This window comes from Nocardia sp. CA-290969 (genome assembly GCF_050936135.1).
Classification (GTDB): Bacteria; Actinomycetota; Actinomycetes; order Mycobacteriales; family Mycobacteriaceae; genus Nocardia.
Genome location: NZ_JBNJNJ010000001.1, coordinates 7,579,417 through 7,593,877 on the forward strand (window position 1 = coordinate 7,579,417; position 14,461 = coordinate 7,593,877).

The following is a 14,461-nucleotide window of genomic DNA, read 5'->3' on the forward strand; positions in this document are numbered from 1 at the left end:
CGGAAGTGCACGGCGCGCCTGCCGTGCCGTACCCCTACTCGGAATTAACCTACGGACGTCGGTGGTGCGTCTTGCGTCACCGGCACCGAAGCTCGTACCACGATCTGCGAGACGTGCCCGCGGGGAAGAACTCCGGCGTCGGGTCGCACAAGGTCTGGCCTGAGCTGCGACGACGACCATGCGGGACGGAGGTGCTGACGACGATGCCGAACTCGATCCTGTGGATCGGCTTGGTCGTGCTGTGGGTCTTCGTCCTGTTCCCCATCCTCGCCGATCGGCATCCGCGAATCCGCCGGACCACCGATACCGCCCTGGCCACGCGGGTACTGCACCGTGGAGATTCCAAACGGCGCAAAGGAAGTGGCCATGCCCGTAAGAAGCGGTCCGGCCGGTCATACCGAAAGCGTCACCACGGCAACGATGCGGAGGATCGCATGACCACAACAGCCGAGGAGACAGTCACCGAGGCCGAGGACGAACACCTGTTTCCGGGCGACGACGAGCCGGCCGGCGAGTTCGACGACGGCGACACCGCCGAATCCGCCCACCCGGATCCCGGCGCCGGCGACGAGCCGGAACCGTTCGATGATTCCGCGGCCGATACCGAACTCTCGTCCGCCTTCGAGGACTCCGCGCCCGCGCGGATCCCGCCGGTCCGGGCGACCACCCGGCAGGCGCCCGCCGAAGCGGACGACGCGGATTTCGTCCCCTCCCGCCGGGGCCGCGGCGGCTACGACCCCGAGGCCGATGCCATCGCCCGCGCCGCCCGCTACACCTTCCGGCAGCGTGCCGTGGTCGCGTTGATCCTCGCCGCGGTGCTCTGCGGTGGACTCGCCGTGGCCCTCGGCCCGATCTTCTGGTGGGGTTGCGGTGGTGCCGCGCTGTCGCTGGTCACCTACCTCGGCTACCTGCGTAAACAGGTGCGGATCGAACAGGAGATCCGGCGCCGCCGCAGCGCCCGGCTGGCCGACCGCGACCACGAATCGGAGGAGTCCCGGTTCGAGGACGACGAGCGGACCGGGCAGGCCGGGGCCCGCCCGGGTATGGACCGCGATACCGCCCGCGCGCTGCGCCGCCGCGCCCAGTTGCTCGAACCGGACGACGAAGACCCTGCCTTCGAGCACCTGGACGCCTACGACGCCACCATTGCCCGGACGGTGCGCCACCGCGCCAGCGGCGGGGATATCCGCCGGGCAGCCGGAGCCTGAACCCGGGCGGCCGGTAGCCGTCCGGTCACGATGTGGTTTGTAAAAACCCCAGGTCACCCCCTCGATTCGGTGTATGGTTATCGGGTTTGCTAGAGTGGCACAGCGCGGTCGGCAGACCGCACGGGGCTATAGCGCAGTTGGTAGCGCGTCTCGTTCGCATCGAGAAGGTCAGGGGTTCGATTCCCCTTAGCTCCACCACGACCGTGCAGGTCACGGCTACGATGGTAGCTCATAACGAGCAGCCATCAACAGCCTTCATCAACACCTGCACGGTTTTTTGCGTCTCGGGGGCGCACTCGGGCGGTTGCGAGAAGGCTCGAACGGAGCCGAGAAGATGTCCAGCGTGCGCGTCTGTACCCGCAAGGACGGCAGCGTCTACACCCAGGTCCTGTTCCGGGAGTTCGACCCGGCCAAGGGGCGACGGGTCCAGGCGTCGGTGTCATTCGATGACCACAAGGCCGCGTTGTCGTGGCAGAAGATCCTCGACCAAGTCGGTCCTGAGAAGGCGCGTGCCATGCTGGCGGCCGAGGAGACCGTGCAGGGCGAGAAGACGGTCACTTTGAACGACTCGTGGGCCGAGACCTACATCTCCGGGCTTACGGGCGTCGAGCAAGCCACCAGGAACCGCTACCGGCGCTATATGGCCAACGACATCGGCCCGGCTATGGGCGACCTCCCGCTGCCGGCCTTGTGTGCCGCGACGGCCGATCAGAACACTGTCGTGCAGGAGTGGGTGAACGAAATGGAGGCGGACGGGGTCGCACCCAAAACGATCGCCAACAAGCACGGGTTCCTGTCCGGGTGTTTGCGCGCCGCGGTGAAGCGTCACCTGCTGCCGTTCAATCCATGCGAGGACACGAAGTTGCCGAAGCGTCGGCGTGAGTGCGTCTTCTTGGAGCCCGAGGAGTTCGACATCGTTTACGAAGCGGCTCCGGCGAAGTGGCGGCCGCTCACACTGTTTCTTGTGACAACGGGTGCCAGGTATTCGGAGGCAACGGCTTTGCGGGTTGGGGATATCGCCCGGAATGTGGACCATGAGGGCAACGAATTCTGGACCTGTCGAATCGCCAAGGCATGGAAATATACGGGCACCTCGGACTATAAGTTGGGCGGGCCGAAAACCCAACGGGGATACCGCACGATCAACATTCCGAAAGAGACGGTCGATGCCCTACGTCTCGCTGGGCGGAACAAGGACCAGCTACTTTTTCGAACCCGCAATGACAAGAGGATCATTCCCCAGCAATTCCACAATCTGTGCTGGAAGCCAACGATGGACCAGGTTGCCGGCAGGATCGGCAAGCGCCCCCGGCCTCATGACCTACGGCATACGTGCGCGAGTTGGATGTTGAACAACGGCGCCGAGATTACCGACGTCAGCGCACATCTGGGGCATGAAAGCATCAAGACGACGGTAGACGTGTATGGGCATCTTGACCGACGTTCTGGGCATCGTGCTTCAACCGCAATCTCTCGCGCTCTGGTGCGGACGGCGGTACAAAAGGGGTGATTTGTCGAGCCCCGTTGCCGCGCACCAAGATCGGTAGCGAACTGTCAGCGTTTCACTTTTCCGGCACGCTATTCGGTAGCGGGGTGAAAAAGTAACGTTCCGGTCAAGAATCGCCCAAGTGTTCGATTCACGGCGCGGACCGGGTAACACGGAACTAACATCTAACGAAATGTCGGTGGTGGTGGGCATTTTGACGGGAAGTTGGGGAGATAGCAGAGCAGGGTGCGATGCGTGAATACGCGAGCCCAGACGAGTTGCTGGGCGAATTGCAACAGGTCGATGTGACACCGCTGGTGTTGCGACTGAATGAAGGCGCCCTGGAGCGACTCGGGTCTGGTGACCTGACCATCTCCGAGATGATGGTGGCCGCGGAATGGTTAGGCATGGAGAAACCCGAAGACATCTTCCGCGGAATGTGAAGTTCAGCCGGCGGACTCGCCCTGGGTCTCCAATGACCGGGCGAGTTCCATCGCCGATTCCATGAAGGCATGCATCGTTGTGCCAAGCGCTACGCAGATCGGGTAGAGCTGCTCGGCGCGTATCGAACGTGACCCCTGCTCGAGCCGATAAATCGTGCTCTCCGAGATCCCGCTGGCGGTCGCCAGTTGTTCTTGACTCAGGTTGCGCTCCGCGCGGAGCCCAGCGAGCTTCCGCCCGATGGCCTGGTCGATCGTCGCGGTATCCATGCGGAGCATTGTCCCGTCCAAATGGACGTCTGGCAAGCATTGTGCCTGGTCCCACGGCTGAGAAGGTTGCCCTAAGTTAGCGACAGCCTTCCGTATGGACGAACTCACCGTCTAAACAGGTTGCTAACCCGTCCGTTTGGACGGTATTGTCTTCCGTATGGACGAACTCGTAGCCAAGCTGGTTACCTCAGCGATGGAATCTGCGGGACTCAACAAGGATCAGCTGGCCGACGCCAGTGGAATCGCCCGCGTAACACTGCGCCGGCGCCTCAAGGGCAACGGCTGGAAGATCGAGGAACTCGAAAAGGTCGCGGCGGCGCTCGGCGCCGAAGTCGCTGACTTCGTTCCCCGCCTTAAGGCGGCAGCGTGATGACCGCCCCGGTGGAGCTCTACACGCTCGAAGAAGCGGCCGAGATGTTGCACGTCACCCGCATCTGGTACATGCGCAGGCTGCGCGACCGGACGTTCCCGGGTCGCAAGGTGGGCCGCAACTGGATGCTCACCCCCGGTGACATCGAGGCCGCCGTGGAGAAGATGGCGAGCCCGGCCGCTGTTCCGCTGGGCGATCCACATGGGCTCACCCGCACCAGTCGCCGCCGGGTCACTCGCCGGGGAGGTGCAGCATGACCGCCGATCTGATGCCGTTCGTCTACGAAGGCGCCACTGTCCGCACGGTCGTCATCAACGGGGAGCCTTGGTTCGTCCTCGCAGATCTCTGCGTGGTGCTCGACATAGCGAACCCACGGAACGTCGCGGCCCGACTTTCGGAGGATCAGAAGGGTGTCCGCTCGGTGGACACCCCCGGCGGCCAACAGCCGATGACCCTTGTCAATGAGTCCGGGATGTACGAGGTCGTCATCCGGTCAGATAAGCCGGGCGCCGTGACGTTCCGTCGCTGGCTCACCGCCGAGGTTCTGCCGGCGATCAGGAAGACCGGCAACTACTCCACCGCCCCAGCGCTGACCGAGGACGAACTGATCCATCGCGCGCTGGAAGTGTCGGCCCGCCGTGTGGCGGTGCTGACCGAGCGTGTCGCCGAGCTGGAGCCGAAGGCGGAGGTCGCGGACAAGCTGCTGACCGCCGACGGTGATCTCTCCGTTCGGGACGCCGCGCAGGCGTTGACCCGCGCGGGGATCAAGACCGGTCAGGGACGCCTGTTCGCCACGCTGAACGACCGCCGGTGGATCTCCCGCGCAGGGGACGGCCGATGGCGGGTCATGCAGTCCGCGATCGACCGCGGATATATGTCGGTGCTGCCGCAGTCGCACTACCACCCGAAGACCGGGGAGTTGGTGATGGATCCGCCGCAGCCGCGGGTCACGCCGAAGGGCTTGCAGCGTCTGCTCGCTGACCTCGACTCCACGTAGTAAGGCGACCCCGCCGGGATGCAGCCCAGCGGGGTCAGAACAACCCATCCACAACCAAAGGAGAAATGGGGTGTCCGAAAGCAAGGTTATCGGTCTCCACGACGACAGCGGGACCGAGGTGTCCGACTTCCGGGACGAGATGCACGAACTCGGTATGGCAGTCAGGAATCTGGCGGACTTCGTCGACCGCATGGAGATGACCTCCTACCTGGGCGGCCGACACTACACGGTCTGGTGGGACAACCTGCAGAAGCTCATCGGGATGCGTACTCGCCTGGAGGAGCTGGAAGCGAAGGTTGCCTACGCGGATTACGTGAAGCGGCAGTCGCTCGTGCCGTATCGGATCGCGTCATGACCCGGGCGGAGCGGGAGTTCTACCGGTACCTGCTGGCGCTGGTCGTCGGCGTGACCGCGGTCCTGATCTGGCTGACCTATGTCCACCCATCCCCGGTGTCGAGCCCTGGTGATGGGCGTGTCCCGGCGGTAACGGGCACCGCCGGGACTTCCACCACCCAGTGACAAGCGAACGGGGCCGGTGATTACAGCCACCGGCCCCGCCCAAACAACATCCGAAGAAGAGAGTACCAAATGACCACCATTCATACGCCGGCGTGTGACAGATATCTGTCCGCCGCGCAGGACGATCCGCAGTTCGCTGCGATGGTCGCCGAGTTCGCTCCGCTGTCCGATGCGGAGATCCGGGATCGGATCTTGCGGTACCGGGATGACGATGAGGGCACGCCGGTGGGGGATTTCATGCGCCGCCTGTGGCCGCTGCTCACCGAGGGGGCGCAGCGATGAAACACCTCTGGGAGTACGACCACCCGTACTACTGCAACGAGGGCAACTACCTGCACTCGCCCGCGCAGCATTCGAACGTCGTCGTGCACGACACCTTCCCGTCGTGGCAGGCGTTCAAGGACGAGCCAGGTGGCTTCTACGACGCCGACCCTGAGCGGAATCTTCTGTGGCGGTGGGACTGGAAGGCGTGGCACCTCGAGCACCCGGAGGACTACACGGCCGGCGAAGAGTGTCACGTCCTGATGTTGTTCTTCATGCTCCAGCGCAAGGCGCTGTCGCGGTCGCTGTATGTCGATGTCACCGGTGCGGATGAGCCGGAAATCCGGGCCTGGTTGGCGGAGCGTGCGCAGTCCATCCGTGACCTGTGGGCGCCGCTGAACCTTGGGGAGGTGGCGTCGTGATCGCCATGTCTGCCGCCTCCATGTTCATCTCCGAACTGCTGGCTGCCCCGCCCGAGTCTGTCGATCACTGGATCGCTGATGACCTGTGGGATCTCGGTTCCGGTCTTCCCGCGATGTTGGCGTATCTGGCGGGTGTTATGTCGATGCATCCGCCGGTGGATCGGGCGTATGAGGTGGCGGCCGAGGTGCTGCGGCTGCTGGTCGGCGGTGCTAAGGCGGTGGTCCAGTGAGCCTTCTCGCCGAGAAGGGCGCCGGCCACTTCGCCTTCGCCCTGATCTCCGCCCTGCCGCCTGCGCCGCGGACGCGCCTGCTGCGCCAGGCCGCCGATGACCTCACCACTCCCGCTGCGGTTGAGCGGTGGAACGAGTGGTCCCCGATCCATCAATTCATGGCCGAGCACGGCGCGAAGGGAACCAGCGATGTCTGAGGAAGAACTGATCCGGTCGATCCGCAACGACCCTCGTGGCTGGCTCGCCACCTTGGACGAGCGGAACGACCGCATCAAAGCGCTCGCAGGCGAATGTGCCGAGTTGCGGGACAGTGCACGCGGATACGAGTCGATTCGCCAGCACCAGGGCGCCCGGATCGCCGAGCTGGAGGCGCTGGTCGGTCAGGTCCGCGCCGCTCTGGCGGGCCATCCTCGCTGCGATGTGCACCCCGATGCCGATCCGGTGTCGTGCGGGTGGAAGCGCGCCGTGGCTGATGTCCAGCGGGCTCTGGATACGGGGGGCCCAGTGGCCCAGGTTCAGTCCGATCAGTGGATGGCCGAGCACGGCCGCAAGGAGAAGTCCGATGCGTAAAAGCCCTGACGAGTTCGAGCTTCCCGAAGCCGAGCTGCGTGCCGTTGCCGAATCCGAGGCGAGTGGCCTCTGGGTGCGCCCGCTCGCGGGGGAGGTTCTCAGTGCCCGCGCGGTCATCAAGAACGTCCTCGCGCTGACCCGGCAGGAAGACGACGACCACTCCGAATTCGGTCACGGTCACGAGCAGTCGAGCGAACTCGAATGCCCGGCGTGCTGGGCCGAGGAGATCCGGGACGCCGTCCAGCCGTACATCGACTACCGGGAGGCGTTCCGCAATGCCTGACCAGACACCTGCCCTACTGGCCGATGAACACCTCCAGATCGTGGCGGACGCGAGCCATCCCGACTGTCACCCCGACGGGCAGGTCCGCGACATGGCCGCCGAGCTGCTCGCCGCCCGGGCCCGTATCGCCGAGCTGGAGCCCGAACGGGACGCCTGCCGCCGTGCCGCGCAATCCTGGCTGTCCGTCGTCGAACGCCAATGCCGGGACGTCCTGGACGCCACCGGGATGCACGACATCATCGACGAGTCGGGCGACGGTGATTGGGCTCTGGTGTGGGAGCGCATCGCAACCATGGGTGCGGACCTCCGTGCCGCTCAGGCCCGTGTCTGGGAGTTGGAGGCGTTCGTCGCGGACGTCGCCTCCCACGGCCTCCGCTGCGACCTCAATCCCACGATGGACTGCTCCACTCCGGAGAAGCACGCCGAGGGGATGCTGCGGTACCTGCGGTCGGTCGACGCCACGATGCGGAAGGAAGCGCGCCGGTTCGTCCCGGATGCGGAGCGCCGTCCGGGCAGTGCTGGCCGGCCGCGTCCCGCCCCGCGGGTGGAGGTCGTCGCCGAGTCCGTGACGGAGCTGGATCTGCTGCGCGCCCAGGACGGTGACCGGTGACCGCTGTCGAATTCGTTCCGGAGCTTCCCGGTTCCCGGCGGGGCGGTCGCCCGGTCGCCAACGCTGGTTTCGCTGCCGCTCTCCGTGAGCGCCCCGGCGAGTGGGCGGTGTGGCCGAAGCCGATCACTACGGAAACCATGCGGGTGTACCGGCGGTCGATCCCGCGGGGGATCTTGCGGGCCTTCCACGGTGGCGGGTTCGAGGCGGCTGTCCGTGAGGGGCGCCTGTACGTCCGCTATGTCGGGGGTGCCCAGTGACCGGGACCGCGATCCGCACCCCGTACCCGGCCCCGGAGTCGGGCGTGATCTACGCCGTCCACCCGCCGGCGGTGATCCAGGGCAGTGAGGTGACGCCGTACGTGTACGTCACCTCCTGCCCGCAGGTCGGGGATACCCAGGTGCTGCCGTGCACCCGCGACGGCCATGTCCTGCGGCTGGTGCTGCTCGGGTTGGTGTCGACCCAGGATCACGCTGCGGCGCTGCTGGATGCGGGCTGGGAGCTGGAGGAGGTGACCTCCTGTGTCGTCGCGTGAATCCCGCCACCGCAATGAGGGCCTCTTCGACTGGCTCGACCGCACCACTCACCCGGACGCCTTCATGCACACGGCGAGCGGCGACCGGGACTGCTGCCGCCGCAACCGGGTCGACAGCGTCACCGAGACGCGCGCGCATCTCGTCTCGGACTTCTACGGAAAGGAGCAGTGATGTCGCTGCTGGAGTTGGCTCTCGCATCGGTCCTGTACGCGTTCGTCGGCGCCACTGTCATCGGTGCGCCGTCGGCCGTGATCTACGCGCTGTGGCTTCATCTCGGGGCGCGCGTGGACGCGTCTGTCCGGTACGAGGAGTCGCTCGAGCTGGACCTGGAGCGTGCCGCATGAGCATCAGCCAAGGGGCGCTGACCAAGAAGATCGACAAGAACCCGTTGTTCGGCAAGACGCCGGAGGAGCGGCAGAGCGTGCGACTTCGGGCTGCCGAGTCCGGGAAACGCCAAGGGATCCCGCCGGCCGAGGTCCGGAAGTTGCTGGACATGCTCGGTCTCCTCGACGACGCCAAGCCGGAGACCCCGCAGGGTTGCCGGGTCTGTGGTGGGGAGTTGAAGGCGTGGACGCTGGCGCCGAAGGCCGGGATGAAGGGCTGCTGCTCGCGGCCGTGCCGCGCGAAGTTCCTGGAGGGGTCCGTCCCGGCCAAGGCAAAGCCTCCCGTGCAGAACACGGGCCGCTGCACAAAGTGCGGCGTGTCCACCTTCCATGGGCAGACCGAGGAACCGATCCCCGGCGGGAAACGGTACGGGGGTCGCGGGATGTGCGCGGCCTGCTACGCGGTGGTACGCCGCGCCGAGCGGAAGGCGGACGCCCAGTGAGCGATTACCACGACCGCTTGGCCGAGGAAACACTGCGTCTCGCGGAGAACCTTCGGGAAATCGACCCCGCCATCCTCTACGCCGATCTTGTTGCCCGCGGCCGGACTGAACCGGAGCGGGTCGCGCAGATGCTGATGTGCGCCCTGGTGTGGCTGGACGTCGATGTCACCACCTCGGAGCTGGTGGCGCGCGCGGAGGCGGTGGCCGCGGACCGCAGCATGAAGGCCGCCCCGGTGGGGCAGGTGGAGGTGATCCTGTTCAAGGACTTCCTCACCGATACCGGTGTCCTACCGGCGGGTTCCCGCTATCTCGCTACCCCGGTGGAGGGCGGCATGTGGGAGCTGCGGGTTACGGACTCGACCACGGTGACGGTGCCGGAGGCGGTGATCCGGGCGGGCGCCCGGAAGCGGGGGACCCTTCTGCGGAACCGGGATGCCCGGGAGGAGTACGGGTTCGCCCGCCGCACGCTGGGTTTCGGGCATCACGCCGCGGTGGCGTGGCTGCGGTCGCACTACCGGGTGAGTGATGAGCAGGTGGAGCGGTGGCTGTCCATCGGCCGGCTGGAGGTCGCGTCATGACCGCCCAGTTCCTGCAGCTCTCCGATGGTCTCGGCTCCGCCCGGTTCGAGGAGGTCCTCGACGGCCTCACCGGCAGGACCCGGGTGGCTATCCAGGCCGAGTACGGGACGTACGGGCCGGACGACCTTCGGAATCTGCGCGCGTTCCTGGACGCCGAGATCAAGCGGATGGAGGACTCGCCGTGGCGGTGACCGAATGGAATGACATCTGCCCGACGACCGATTTGGATCGCGGCGCCTGCTGGCACTGCAAGGCGAAGGCCGCGCCCGCCCTGGTCGCCCCGACCGAGCCGGGCCTCTACCCGGACCTGCCGGAGGACATCTACCACTCGGACCCGAACAGCCTGTCCAGTACTGGCGTCCGGCTGCTGGTGAAACCGGGCGGGCCCGCGAAGCTCCGGTACGGGGTCCACGAGGACAACGACGACTTCGACATCGGTACCGCTGCGCACACGCTGCTGCTCGGCACCGGTACCGGCATCAAAGTGGTGGAGGCGGCGACCTGGCAGGGCAAGGAAGCCAAGATCGCCCGGGCACAGGCACGCGCCGAGGGGAAGGTGCCGCTGCTGCGCAAGCAGTACAACGCGACCCGCGCCATGGTCGACGCCGCCCTCGCCCGGCCGGAGGTGGCTGCCCTGTTCCCCCGTGAGGAGAACTGTGCGGCGGAGATGTCGGCCTACGCCCTGGATCTGGATACGTGGGTGATGCTGCGGGCCCGGTTCGACTACATCATCTTCCTCCCCGGCAAACGGGTTCGGGTCCGGGATTACAAGACCTCGAAAGACGCGGCCCCGAAGCCGTTCGAGAAGGGCGCGGCGAACCTCGGCTACTACGTCCAGGTCGCCCACTACATCCGAGTCCTGAAGCTCCTCGGCTACACGGTCGAGGAGTTCATCCTCCTGGCGCAGGAGAAGACCGAGCCGTACCTGACGAGCCTGCACGAGTTCGATGCCGAGGCGATCGCCGCGGGCGACGAGATCGTCTCCGCCGCCGCGAAGTTGTTCGCCGAGTGCAGCGACTTCGACCAGTGGCCCGGCTACGGCAACCAGATCAATCAGATGAGCCTGCCCCGGTGGGCGAGGGAGTGGTGAGCATGAGCGAGAAGAAGATCGAGCTCGGCGATTACGTCGAGGTAGCGCAGCGTATCGCCGAAGTGCGGGAGAAGCTGCACCCGCAGGGCTCGTTCCAGCCGGCCGATCCGGCCCGCCCGTATGCGATCGAGGTGATCGACGGCCAGACCTACCTGATCGTGGTGGCCGCCTTCTACCGGACGCCAGAGGACACGATGCCCGGCATCGGTATGGCATGGGAGCAGGTGCCCGGCAAGACTCCGTACACCCGGGGCAGCGAACTGCAGAACGCCGAGACCTCCGCGTGGGGGCGCGCACTCGTCGCCGCCCTGGCGGCTGACACGAAGAAGGGTGTCGCCTCCGCCGATGAGGTTCGGAACCGGGCGATCTGGGCGGCCAAAGATTTGGAGCCGGCGGACCTGGCGCGCGCCGAGCTGCTCGGCCTACTGAACCGACGCGGTATCGCGGGCGGGACCGCGGCGGAGTGGTTCACCGCGAATCATCCGAACGCCGGGGATATCCGCAGCAGCATGGACACCGAGGCGCTGCGGGCTGCGATCAAGCACTTCTCCGGCGGTGAGTCGTGACCGAACACAATCCCGTCAAGATCGAGGAAGCGATCCGGGGAGTCGCGAACCAGATCGCGAACAGCGTCACCGCCTGCGGCGACGCCTACATCGCGTTCCTGAAGGCCGACCACGAGTACGACGTGGCCTACGCGCACGCCTACCTGAACGCCCCGGGCCCGGCCCATGGGAAGCGGTACGACGCAGAGCTCGCCACGATCAACGAGCGCCGCGCCCGAGACGTCGCCGACGCCACGTACAAGCATGCCGACCGTCGGGCCAAGGCTCTCGATGCCGAGCTCCGTGCCTGGCAGTCGGTGGGCGCCAGCGTGCGCTCCATGTATGGCGCTGCCGGGCGGGGGGAGTCATGATCCGCCAGTCCTGGCCGAAGACCCAGCCCCGCCGGTCGCGGCGCGGGCGTGCCGGGTTCTCGCCGAAGGTGAGAGCGGGTGTCGCCGAACGGTCCAAAGGGCTGTGCGAGTTGGACGCCTGCGGGCCGGCCGGGCACATCCACCATCGGGCCCCGCGTGGCCGCGGCGGTTCACAGTTGGAGTGGATCAACCGGGCGGCGAACGCACTGCACGTCAGCGCCCGGTGCCATGACCGGATCGAGCGCAACCGTGCCGATGCGGTGGCGAACGGCTGGCTGATCCTGCGCAACGGTCAGGCCACTGCTGTGGAGACCGCGGTGTTGTATCGGGGTCGGTGGGCGCATCTCACCGACTACGGGCTGGTCGTGCCCACCGGGGACGGTGCCGCATGAGACTTCTCGACCTGTTCTGCAAAGAGGGCGGCGCCTCGATGGGCTACCACCAGGCAGGGTTCGAAGTGGTCGGTGTGGATATCGACCCGCAGCCGCGGTACCCGTTCGAGTTCCACCAGGGCGACGCCCTGGCCTTCCTCATCGCCCACGGGGACGAGTTCGATGCCTTCGCCGCCTCACCTCCCTGTCAGGCGCACTCGAACGCGCAGCGGATCCAGGGCCGGGAACATCACGACTTCATCCGCGAAGTCCGGGGGCTGTTCCGGGCGTTCGGTAAGCCGTACGTGATCGAGAACGTCCCGGGTGCTCCGCTGCTGGATCCGATCGAGTTGTGCGGCGCCATGTTCCCGGGGTTGCGGACCTACCGGCATCGGCTGTTCGAGACGAACTTCCCTGTCGTGGTCCCGCCGCATCCGGTGCACACGGTCCCGACCACGAAGATGGGCCGCCCTCCGCAGGCTGGCGAGTTCATGCATGTGGTCGGCAACTTCTCCGGGGTGGCCGCGGCGAAGGCGGCGATGGGCATCGACTGGATGTCCCGGGACGGGCTGCGGGAGGCGATCCCGCCGGCGTTCAACAGAGCTGATCGGCCGACAGCTGATGGCCCTTCTCGCCGCCGAGTCTGCTGGGGGTGCGGCATGACCTGGACTCAGCCCATCTGCCAGCCCTGCTGGTCCTTCACCTATCCGGGAAGCTTCCCGCCCCGGGTGCTCGACGACCACTCCCGGATCTGCTGCCGATGCGGCGCCGCGACCACATCCGGGCTTTACATCCGTATCGATCCGGCCTCTGTGCCGTACCCGAGCGAGGACTGATGACCGAGACATCGTTGGCCCGAGTGTCGGTCGCCACCGCCGCGGGTGTCGGCCTGCTGGGGTCGGTACTCCTCGCGAACTGGCTGACCGAGAAGTACGGGTTCATCGCCATCGGGCTCGGCCTGTCCACTACTGCGGGAACGTTGGCCGCCGGCGCCGCACTGGCACTGCGCGATGCGCTCCAGGACACCGCCGGTAAGGCTGCGGCGATGGGGGCGGTCGCGATAGGTGCCGCCCTGTCGTTCGTGGTGGCCTCGCCCGCGCTGGCTGTGGCCTCCGCTGTGGCGTTCGCGGTAGCGGAGTTGGCGGATCTGCTGGTGTACACGCCGATCCGATCCCGCGCCCGCTTCGGCTCCAGCCCCTGGGCCGTCGCGGTCATGCTCTCCGGAGTTATCGGTGCGGTGGTGGATACCGCGCTGTTCCTGGGGATCGCGTTCGGGTGGGCGGCGGTGATGCCCGCGATGCTGGGCCAACTCGTCGGCAAGACCGGTGCGTCCCTGCTGTTCGTGATCGCAGGGAAGGGGGTGAGTGGTGTTGTATCTGACTCCTCCGACCGGCAGTCCGCGCGTGCATGACGCGATCCGCTGGGGCGTGCTCGGCGGTATGGCCACCCCGGAGCAGGGCAACGTCCTGATCCCCGGATCCCGTATCGGCTTCGACTCCGGTTGCTTCGGTAAGGGCTACCCCGGCGATGAGAAGTGGCTGGCGTGGCTGGACTCCATGGCCGACAAAACCGAGCCCGGACAGCGCCTGTGGGCCACCGCTCCTGATGTGGTGGGTGACGCGGCCGGGACGTTGAAGCGGTCCCTGCCGTTCCTGCCCAAGATCCGGGACCGGGGATTCCCTGCGGCGTTCGTGGCCCAGAACTTCGCCGGCAACCTGCCGTGGGATGAGTTCGATGTCCTGTTCCTGGGCGGGATCATCGAATGCCCCAGCTGCCTGTACCTGTGGCCGCTGGAGGTGAAACGCACCCGCCGGATCGAGCGCTGCCCGTTGTGCTTCCACCCGATGTTCGAGTGGAAGCTCAGCCCCGCCGCCCGAGACCTCACTGCTGAGGCGAAAGAGCGTGGCAAGTGGGTGCACATGGGCCGCGTCAGCTCCCAGATGCGGATCGTCTACGCGGTGAATGCCGGCGTGGACTCCGCCGACGGCACCTATCTCACCAAGGGTCCCGACATCAACCTCACCAAATTGCTGGGCTGGCTCGACGCCATCGACCGCCTCGACGACGAGCCCGGCTTCTTCGAAATCCTCCCGGAGGTCTCTGTAATGAACCCGACCCTTCCTCGCCGCGTCCCCACCTCCGGCAAGGGACAGATGATCGTCAAAGGATCGCTGCGCCATCTGTGCCCGTTCAAGGACGAAGACGACGACGGCGTGATCCTCCTGTGCTGGGAGTTCGACGGCGAGACGTTCGAACTGCATTCGCTGGCTGCTTACCTGAATTCCTTCCGTCACGAGAAGGTCACTCACGAGGAACTCTCGCACCGCATCGCCTCCGACCTCGCCCCGTGGGGTGTGGATGTGCGCACGGAGTTCACCACCGCCGCCCTGGAGGTCACGGTGCTTCCCGAGGTCTCGCAGGAGCGGGTCGCAGCATGACCGCCCAATCGATCTGCGAGCCCTGCTACCGCCGCACCGGTGG

Annotated in this window: 30 protein-coding genes and 1 tRNA gene; 30 read left to right on the forward strand and 1 reads right to left on the reverse strand. The window is 66.5% G+C overall.

Annotated elements, in window-relative coordinates; genetic code table 11:
- Positions 1 to 203: 203 nt before the first annotated feature.
- From sepX to ACQEVO_RS34530, 4 genes are all read left to right on the forward strand, one after another.
- A complete protein-coding gene (gene sepX, locus ACQEVO_RS34515; RefSeq protein ID WP_432921417.1) occupies positions 204 to 1,208 on the forward strand; it encodes a divisome protein SepX/GlpR in 1,005 nt (334 codons plus the stop codon).
- Between the two features lie 122 nt (positions 1,209 to 1,330).
- Positions 1,331 to 1,406 (forward strand) — tRNA-Ala (locus ACQEVO_RS34520).
- A gap of 136 nt (positions 1,407 to 1,542) precedes the next feature.
- Positions 1,543 to 2,718, forward strand: coding sequence for a tyrosine-type recombinase/integrase (locus ACQEVO_RS34525; protein ID WP_432921420.1), 1,176 nt, complete (start codon positions 1,543 to 1,545; stop codon positions 2,716 to 2,718).
- 227 nt (positions 2,719 to 2,945) lie between these two features.
- Positions 2,946 to 3,137 carry a hypothetical protein gene (locus tag ACQEVO_RS34530; protein ID WP_432921423.1) on the forward strand — a complete coding sequence of 64 codons (192 nt, stop codon included), beginning with the start codon at positions 2,946 to 2,948 and terminating at the stop codon, positions 3,135 to 3,137.
- A gap of 3 nt (positions 3,138 to 3,140) precedes the next feature.
- Here the strand turns inward: ACQEVO_RS34530 and ACQEVO_RS34535 are convergent, their stop codons facing one another.
- Positions 3,141 to 3,404 (reverse strand): helix-turn-helix domain-containing protein, encoded by a 264-nt coding sequence (locus tag ACQEVO_RS34535; protein WP_432921426.1) that lies wholly within the window; start codon positions 3,402 to 3,404, stop codon positions 3,141 to 3,143.
- 157 nt (positions 3,405 to 3,561) lie between these two features.
- Here ACQEVO_RS34535 and ACQEVO_RS34540 point away from each other — a divergent pair, with 157 nt between their 5' ends.
- The 26 genes from ACQEVO_RS34540 to ACQEVO_RS34665 all read left to right on the forward strand — a co-directional run bounded on the left by ACQEVO_RS34540 (position 3,562) and on the right by ACQEVO_RS34665 (position 14,418).
- A complete protein-coding gene (locus ACQEVO_RS34540; protein ID WP_432921429.1) occupies positions 3,562 to 3,774 on the forward strand; it encodes a helix-turn-helix domain-containing protein in 213 nt (70 codons plus the stop codon).
- Positions 3,774 to 4,031, forward strand: coding sequence for a helix-turn-helix domain-containing protein (locus tag ACQEVO_RS34545; RefSeq protein ID WP_432921432.1), 258 nt, complete (start codon positions 3,774 to 3,776; stop codon positions 4,029 to 4,031). The genes ACQEVO_RS34540 and ACQEVO_RS34545 overlap by 1 nt, the downstream gene beginning before the upstream one ends.
- The gene (locus ACQEVO_RS34550; protein ID WP_432921435.1) at positions 4,028 to 4,771 is read left to right on the forward strand and encodes a BRO family protein; all 744 of its coding nucleotides are present in this window, start codon (positions 4,028 to 4,030) and stop codon (positions 4,769 to 4,771) included. Before ACQEVO_RS34545 ends, ACQEVO_RS34550 begins: the two co-directional genes overlap by 4 nt.
- A 70-nt stretch (positions 4,772 to 4,841) precedes the next feature.
- Positions 4,842 to 5,126: a hypothetical protein gene (locus tag ACQEVO_RS34555; RefSeq protein ID WP_432921438.1), complete on the forward strand. Its 285-nt coding sequence runs from the start codon at positions 4,842 to 4,844 to the stop codon at positions 5,124 to 5,126.
- Complete coding sequence (locus ACQEVO_RS34560) at positions 5,123 to 5,290, forward strand: hypothetical protein (RefSeq protein WP_432921441.1); 168 nt, start codon at positions 5,123 to 5,125, stop codon at positions 5,288 to 5,290. The genes ACQEVO_RS34555 and ACQEVO_RS34560 overlap by 4 nt, the downstream gene beginning before the upstream one ends.
- A gap of 69 nt (positions 5,291 to 5,359) precedes the next feature.
- Positions 5,360 to 5,572 carry a hypothetical protein gene (locus ACQEVO_RS34565; RefSeq protein ID WP_432921444.1) on the forward strand — a complete coding sequence of 71 codons (213 nt, stop codon included), beginning with the start codon at positions 5,360 to 5,362 and terminating at the stop codon, positions 5,570 to 5,572.
- The gene (locus tag ACQEVO_RS34570; protein ID WP_432921447.1) at positions 5,569 to 5,973 is read left to right on the forward strand and encodes a hypothetical protein; all 405 of its coding nucleotides are present in this window, start codon (positions 5,569 to 5,571) and stop codon (positions 5,971 to 5,973) included. The genes ACQEVO_RS34565 and ACQEVO_RS34570 overlap by 4 nt, the downstream gene beginning before the upstream one ends.
- Positions 5,970 to 6,203 (forward strand): hypothetical protein, encoded by a 234-nt coding sequence (locus tag ACQEVO_RS34575; protein ID WP_432921450.1) that lies wholly within the window; start codon positions 5,970 to 5,972, stop codon positions 6,201 to 6,203. Before ACQEVO_RS34570 ends, ACQEVO_RS34575 begins: the two co-directional genes overlap by 4 nt.
- A complete protein-coding gene (locus tag ACQEVO_RS34580) occupies positions 6,200 to 6,400 on the forward strand; it encodes a hypothetical protein (protein ID WP_432921453.1) in 201 nt (66 codons plus the stop codon). Before ACQEVO_RS34575 ends, ACQEVO_RS34580 begins: the two co-directional genes overlap by 4 nt.
- Positions 6,393 to 6,773 (forward strand): hypothetical protein, encoded by a 381-nt coding sequence (locus tag ACQEVO_RS34585; protein ID WP_432921456.1) that lies wholly within the window; start codon positions 6,393 to 6,395, stop codon positions 6,771 to 6,773. Before ACQEVO_RS34580 ends, ACQEVO_RS34585 begins: the two co-directional genes overlap by 8 nt.
- Positions 6,766 to 7,056, forward strand: coding sequence for a hypothetical protein (locus ACQEVO_RS34590; protein WP_432921459.1), 291 nt, complete (start codon positions 6,766 to 6,768; stop codon positions 7,054 to 7,056). Before ACQEVO_RS34585 ends, ACQEVO_RS34590 begins: the two co-directional genes overlap by 8 nt.
- Positions 7,049 to 7,666, forward strand: a complete 618-nt coding sequence (locus tag ACQEVO_RS34595; RefSeq protein WP_432921462.1) for a hypothetical protein — start codon at positions 7,049 to 7,051, stop codon at positions 7,664 to 7,666. The genes ACQEVO_RS34590 and ACQEVO_RS34595 overlap by 8 nt, the downstream gene beginning before the upstream one ends.
- Positions 7,663 to 7,923 (forward strand): hypothetical protein, encoded by a 261-nt coding sequence (locus ACQEVO_RS34600; protein WP_432921465.1) that lies wholly within the window; start codon positions 7,663 to 7,665, stop codon positions 7,921 to 7,923. The genes ACQEVO_RS34595 and ACQEVO_RS34600 overlap by 4 nt, the downstream gene beginning before the upstream one ends.
- A complete protein-coding gene (locus ACQEVO_RS34605) occupies positions 7,920 to 8,198 on the forward strand; it encodes a hypothetical protein (RefSeq protein ID WP_432921468.1) in 279 nt (92 codons plus the stop codon). Before ACQEVO_RS34600 ends, ACQEVO_RS34605 begins: the two co-directional genes overlap by 4 nt.
- Positions 8,185 to 8,370 (forward strand): hypothetical protein, encoded by a 186-nt coding sequence (locus ACQEVO_RS34610; protein ID WP_432921471.1) that lies wholly within the window; start codon positions 8,185 to 8,187, stop codon positions 8,368 to 8,370. Before ACQEVO_RS34605 ends, ACQEVO_RS34610 begins: the two co-directional genes overlap by 14 nt.
- Positions 8,370 to 8,543 carry a hypothetical protein gene (locus ACQEVO_RS34615; protein ID WP_432921474.1) on the forward strand — a complete coding sequence of 58 codons (174 nt, stop codon included), beginning with the start codon at positions 8,370 to 8,372 and terminating at the stop codon, positions 8,541 to 8,543. Before ACQEVO_RS34610 ends, ACQEVO_RS34615 begins: the two co-directional genes overlap by 1 nt.
- A complete protein-coding gene (locus tag ACQEVO_RS34620) occupies positions 8,540 to 9,025 on the forward strand; it encodes a hypothetical protein (protein WP_432921477.1) in 486 nt (161 codons plus the stop codon). Before ACQEVO_RS34615 ends, ACQEVO_RS34620 begins: the two co-directional genes overlap by 4 nt.
- On the forward strand, positions 9,022 to 9,603 hold the full coding sequence (locus ACQEVO_RS34625) for a hypothetical protein (RefSeq protein ID WP_432921480.1): 582 nt from the start codon (positions 9,022 to 9,024) through the stop codon (positions 9,601 to 9,603). Before ACQEVO_RS34620 ends, ACQEVO_RS34625 begins: the two co-directional genes overlap by 4 nt.
- Positions 9,600 to 9,794: a hypothetical protein gene (locus ACQEVO_RS34630; protein ID WP_432921483.1), complete on the forward strand. Its 195-nt coding sequence runs from the start codon at positions 9,600 to 9,602 to the stop codon at positions 9,792 to 9,794. Before ACQEVO_RS34625 ends, ACQEVO_RS34630 begins: the two co-directional genes overlap by 4 nt.
- On the forward strand, positions 9,791 to 10,693 hold the full coding sequence (locus tag ACQEVO_RS34635; protein ID WP_432921486.1) for a PD-(D/E)XK nuclease-like domain-containing protein: 903 nt from the start codon (positions 9,791 to 9,793) through the stop codon (positions 10,691 to 10,693). Before ACQEVO_RS34630 ends, ACQEVO_RS34635 begins: the two co-directional genes overlap by 4 nt.
- 2 nt (positions 10,694 to 10,695) lie before the next feature.
- Positions 10,696 to 11,259: a hypothetical protein gene (locus tag ACQEVO_RS34640; RefSeq protein WP_432921489.1), complete on the forward strand. Its 564-nt coding sequence runs from the start codon at positions 10,696 to 10,698 to the stop codon at positions 11,257 to 11,259.
- A complete protein-coding gene (locus ACQEVO_RS34645; protein WP_432921491.1) occupies positions 11,256 to 11,609 on the forward strand; it encodes a hypothetical protein in 354 nt (117 codons plus the stop codon). The genes ACQEVO_RS34640 and ACQEVO_RS34645 overlap by 4 nt, the downstream gene beginning before the upstream one ends.
- Positions 11,606 to 12,001: a hypothetical protein gene (locus ACQEVO_RS34650; protein ID WP_432921494.1), complete on the forward strand. Its 396-nt coding sequence runs from the start codon at positions 11,606 to 11,608 to the stop codon at positions 11,999 to 12,001. Before ACQEVO_RS34645 ends, ACQEVO_RS34650 begins: the two co-directional genes overlap by 4 nt.
- Positions 11,998 to 12,816 (forward strand): DNA cytosine methyltransferase, encoded by an 819-nt coding sequence (locus ACQEVO_RS34655; protein ID WP_432921496.1) that lies wholly within the window; start codon positions 11,998 to 12,000, stop codon positions 12,814 to 12,816. Before ACQEVO_RS34650 ends, ACQEVO_RS34655 begins: the two co-directional genes overlap by 4 nt.
- Positions 12,816 to 13,391 (forward strand): VUT family protein, encoded by a 576-nt coding sequence (locus ACQEVO_RS34660; protein WP_432921499.1) that lies wholly within the window; start codon positions 12,816 to 12,818, stop codon positions 13,389 to 13,391. The genes ACQEVO_RS34655 and ACQEVO_RS34660 overlap by 1 nt, the downstream gene beginning before the upstream one ends.
- Positions 13,384 to 14,418, forward strand: coding sequence for a hypothetical protein (locus ACQEVO_RS34665; protein WP_432921502.1), 1,035 nt, complete (start codon positions 13,384 to 13,386; stop codon positions 14,416 to 14,418). Before ACQEVO_RS34660 ends, ACQEVO_RS34665 begins: the two co-directional genes overlap by 8 nt.
- Positions 14,419 to 14,461 lie beyond the last annotated feature (43 nt).

Coding starts and splice junctions, on each gene's coding strand:
- ACQEVO_RS34535 (WP_432921426.1), bottom strand. CDS start 3,404: ATGGATACCGCGACGATCGACCAGGCCATCGGGCGGAAGCTCGCTGGG.
- ACQEVO_RS34620 (WP_432921477.1), top strand. CDS start 8,540: ATGAGCATCAGCCAAGGGGCGCTGACCAAGAAGATCGACAAGAACCCG.
- ACQEVO_RS34660 (WP_432921499.1), top strand. CDS start 12,816: ATGACCGAGACATCGTTGGCCCGAGTGTCGGTCGCCACCGCCGCGGGT.
- ACQEVO_RS34530 (WP_432921423.1), top strand. CDS start 2,946: ATGCGTGAATACGCGAGCCCAGACGAGTTGCTGGGCGAATTGCAACAG.
- ACQEVO_RS34615 (WP_432921474.1), top strand. CDS start 8,370: ATGTCGCTGCTGGAGTTGGCTCTCGCATCGGTCCTGTACGCGTTCGTC.
- ACQEVO_RS34560 (WP_432921441.1), top strand. CDS start 5,123: ATGACCCGGGCGGAGCGGGAGTTCTACCGGTACCTGCTGGCGCTGGTC.
- ACQEVO_RS34655 (WP_432921496.1), top strand. CDS start 11,998: ATGAGACTTCTCGACCTGTTCTGCAAAGAGGGCGGCGCCTCGATGGGC.
- ACQEVO_RS34595 (WP_432921462.1), top strand. CDS start 7,049: ATGCCTGACCAGACACCTGCCCTACTGGCCGATGAACACCTCCAGATC.
- ACQEVO_RS34630 (WP_432921483.1), top strand. CDS start 9,600: ATGACCGCCCAGTTCCTGCAGCTCTCCGATGGTCTCGGCTCCGCCCGG.
- ACQEVO_RS34545 (WP_432921432.1), top strand. CDS start 3,774: ATGACCGCCCCGGTGGAGCTCTACACGCTCGAAGAAGCGGCCGAGATG.
- ACQEVO_RS34550 (WP_432921435.1), top strand. CDS start 4,028: ATGACCGCCGATCTGATGCCGTTCGTCTACGAAGGCGCCACTGTCCGC.
- ACQEVO_RS34540 (WP_432921429.1), top strand. CDS start 3,562: ATGGACGAACTCGTAGCCAAGCTGGTTACCTCAGCGATGGAATCTGCG.
- ACQEVO_RS34590 (WP_432921459.1), top strand. CDS start 6,766: ATGCGTAAAAGCCCTGACGAGTTCGAGCTTCCCGAAGCCGAGCTGCGT.
- ACQEVO_RS34570 (WP_432921447.1), top strand. CDS start 5,569: ATGAAACACCTCTGGGAGTACGACCACCCGTACTACTGCAACGAGGGC.
- ACQEVO_RS34525 (WP_432921420.1), top strand. CDS start 1,543: ATGTCCAGCGTGCGCGTCTGTACCCGCAAGGACGGCAGCGTCTACACC.
- sepX (WP_432921417.1), top strand. CDS start 204: ATGCCGAACTCGATCCTGTGGATCGGCTTGGTCGTGCTGTGGGTCTTC.
- ACQEVO_RS34565 (WP_432921444.1), top strand. CDS start 5,360: ATGACCACCATTCATACGCCGGCGTGTGACAGATATCTGTCCGCCGCG.
- ACQEVO_RS34640 (WP_432921489.1), top strand. CDS start 10,696: ATGAGCGAGAAGAAGATCGAGCTCGGCGATTACGTCGAGGTAGCGCAG.
- ACQEVO_RS34650 (WP_432921494.1), top strand. CDS start 11,606: ATGATCCGCCAGTCCTGGCCGAAGACCCAGCCCCGCCGGTCGCGGCGC.
- ACQEVO_RS34585 (WP_432921456.1), top strand. CDS start 6,393: ATGTCTGAGGAAGAACTGATCCGGTCGATCCGCAACGACCCTCGTGGC.